This is a genomic window from Streptomyces phaeochromogenes (assembly GCF_001418655.1).
Lineage (GTDB): Bacteria > Actinomycetota > Actinomycetes > Streptomycetales > Streptomycetaceae > Streptomyces > Streptomyces phaeochromogenes.
Genome location: NZ_LIQZ01000392.1, coordinates 1 through 2,494, shown reverse-complemented (window position 1 = coordinate 2,494; position 2,494 = coordinate 1). Strand labels below are relative to the sequence as shown.

Annotated in this window: 3 protein-coding genes; 1 reads left to right on the top strand and 2 read right to left on the bottom strand. The window is 70.4% G+C overall.

Annotation, left to right across the window (positions count from 1 at the left end; translation table 11 throughout):
* Positions 1 to 851 (bottom strand): serine/threonine-protein kinase (locus tag AOK17_RS39675; RefSeq protein ID WP_245697661.1); only part of this gene is annotated, 851 nt, incomplete at its 3' end.
* 240 nt (positions 852 to 1,091) lie between these two features.
* Here AOK17_RS39675 and AOK17_RS39670 point away from each other — a divergent pair.
* Positions 1,092 to 1,844, top strand: a complete 753-nt coding sequence (locus AOK17_RS39670; RefSeq protein WP_079053542.1) for a hypothetical protein — start codon at positions 1,092 to 1,094, stop codon at positions 1,842 to 1,844.
* Between the two features lie 97 nt (positions 1,845 to 1,941).
* Here the strand turns inward: AOK17_RS39670 and AOK17_RS39665 are convergent.
* Positions 1,942 to 2,494: biotin transporter BioY (locus AOK17_RS39665; protein ID WP_055617478.1), on the bottom strand; the 553-nt coding region annotated here is incomplete at its 5' end.

Sequence of the window (2,494 nt, the reverse complement as noted above, 5' to 3'; positions counted from 1 at the left end):
GGCTCCGCCGGTTCGGCCCGCTCCGGACCGACCGCCCCTCCCAGCCCAACCGCCGTGGCCAGCCCCGCCGTCGCACCCGGCGGCGCGGACGCCCCCGTGCTCCCGTCCGCCACCGGGCCGAGGATCGCCTCCAGTTCCTCCAAGCCCGGCCGTACCGACGGGTCCTTGAGCAGGAGGGCCGACAGGACCTCTCTCAACTCCCCCGCCGCGGAGGGGATTTCCGGCTCCTCGTAGAGCACGGCGTGCAGGGTGGCGAGGGTGGTCGCGCGGGAGAAAGGGGAACGGCCGCCGAGGGCCGCGCAGAGGGTGGCGCCGAGGGACCAGAGGTCGGACGGCGGGCCCTGGGGCCGGCCGGAGACCCGCTCGGGTGCCATGTAGTCGGGGGAGCCGACCAGCATCCCCGCCATCGTCAGCGCCTCGGCGTCCTGGATCGCGGCGATGCCGAAGTCGGTGAGGACGACCCGGCCGGCGCGCCGCTCGACCAGGACGTTGGCGGGCTTGATGTCCCGGTGCAGCACGCCCCCCGCGTGCACCTGGCCGAGCGCGGCGACCAGGCCGAGCCCGATCCGTGCCGTGCCGCGCGGGCTCAGCGGCCCGTCCTCCGCCAGGACCTTGTCCAGGGAACGGCCGTCGACCAGTTCCATCACGATCCACAGCCGTTCGCCCTGGTCCACCACGTCGTACACGCGCACGACGTTGGGGTGGTCGATCCGGGCCGTGGCCCTGGCCTCGCGCAGGGTTCGTTCGCGACGGGTCCGGGCGTTCTCCTGGTCCATGCCGTCTATGCGCATTTCCTTGACGGCGACCTGCCGGTCGAGGATTTCGTCGACGGCCCGCCACACCCGTCCCATTCCCCCCTGACCAATGCTCTCGGCCAGCCGGTAACGGCCCGTCACCAGCAATCCCGGAATACCGCCCCTCGTTATTTCCGGCACCCCCATGCCCCCCTTCAACACCTGCCACAGAAGAACCGCAAAGAAGCACAACGGTCACAACTTCGTGCCACACCAGCATAGTGGGGAGAAATCTTGTGGTACCACTTCAAAGACTGCGAATTCAGGCGCAGTCAGGGGGATACAAGGGGGACGAACATGAGTTCTCGTCGCATGACGATCGCCACAGGATCGCTGCTCACTGCATCTTTCTCGGCAGTGATGATCTTTTCCTTCTCGGCCGGCGCGGACGACGAAGGGCCGATGAGCGGCAAGGGGGGAAAGGCCGTTGACAAGGCACCCGCGGGTGTCGAGCTGACGACGCTGCTGCCCGAGAAGATCGAGGTCGACAACAGCTCACAGGAAACGGCGATTACCGCCACGGTAAAGAACGGGGGGACGAAGGACAGCGGCGCAATCCGACTGCTTGTGGTCGGATTTGACGGCCTCTCGGTCAAGGGTGTCGAGGGCTGTGCGGAAATCGCCGAGAAAGACCTCCCCGAAGGTTCGAACAGTGGTTTCGCATGTGCCATCGACAATCTCGCGGCCGGCAAGTCGAAGTCGTACGCCGTGGACGCGACCTTCGATCTGAAGAAGGAGGGCAAGATCTGCCTGCCCGTCCAGGACGCCGACGGCACGAAGACGTTCTGGCAGCAGGGCCCGGTCCCGTTCGGCGCGAACAACCCGTCGCCGAACGCACCGGCCACGCCGCTCCTGCTCGGCACCGACAACAGCCCGGTCACCCCGGGCAGCGACAAGGCCGGCGGCAACAAGTCGGGCGGCAAGGAGCTGCCCAAGACCGGTCCGGCCGACCGGATCCTGCCGCTCGGCGCGGTCGGCGCGGCGCTGATCTCCGCGGGCGCGGCGGGCCTGTGGTGGACACAGCGGCGGCCTCAGCGGAGTGAGTCGTAGGCCCCCACTCCCCACCACGGCACGACAGGTACGCGTACGGCGCCTCCGCGGTCTCACCGCGGAGGCGCCGTACGGGGTGGGCGGGCGTAGGGCGCCGTCAGCCCTCGCGCTTGACGAACTTCCAGGCGGTGGGCAGCACGCCCATCGCGAGGGCGGCCTTGAGCGCGTCGCCGAGGAGGAACGGGGTGAGGCCGGCCGCGACGGCCTGGGTCAGCGTCATGTCGGCGGCGAGCGCCAGGTACGGGACGCCGATCGCGTAGATGATCGCCTCGCCCAGGAGCATCGTGCCGGCCATCCGTACGACCGAGCGGTCGGCGCCGCGGCGGGCGAGGGCGCCCACGACGGTGGCCGCGAGCAGCATGCCGAGGATGTAGCCGAAGGACACGGTGGCGCCGGCGCTGCCCTCGGCGAACCACGGGACGCCCGCGAGGCCGAGCAGTGCGTAGAGCGCGAGGGAGGCGAGGCCTCGGCCGGTGCCGAGCGCCGTGCCGACGAGCAGGGCCGCGAAGGTCTGGCCCGTCACCGGGACCGGGGAGCCCGGGACCGGGACCGCTATCTGGGCCGCGAGGCCCGTGAGCGCGGCGCCGCCTGCCACGAGTGCGGCGTCCCTTACGCGGGAGGCGGGGAGCAGGTCGGCTATTACCTGGCCC

Coding starts and splice junctions, on each gene's coding strand:
- AOK17_RS39670 (WP_079053542.1), top strand. CDS start 1,092: ATGAGTTCTCGTCGCATGACGATCGCCACAGGATCGCTGCTCACTGCA.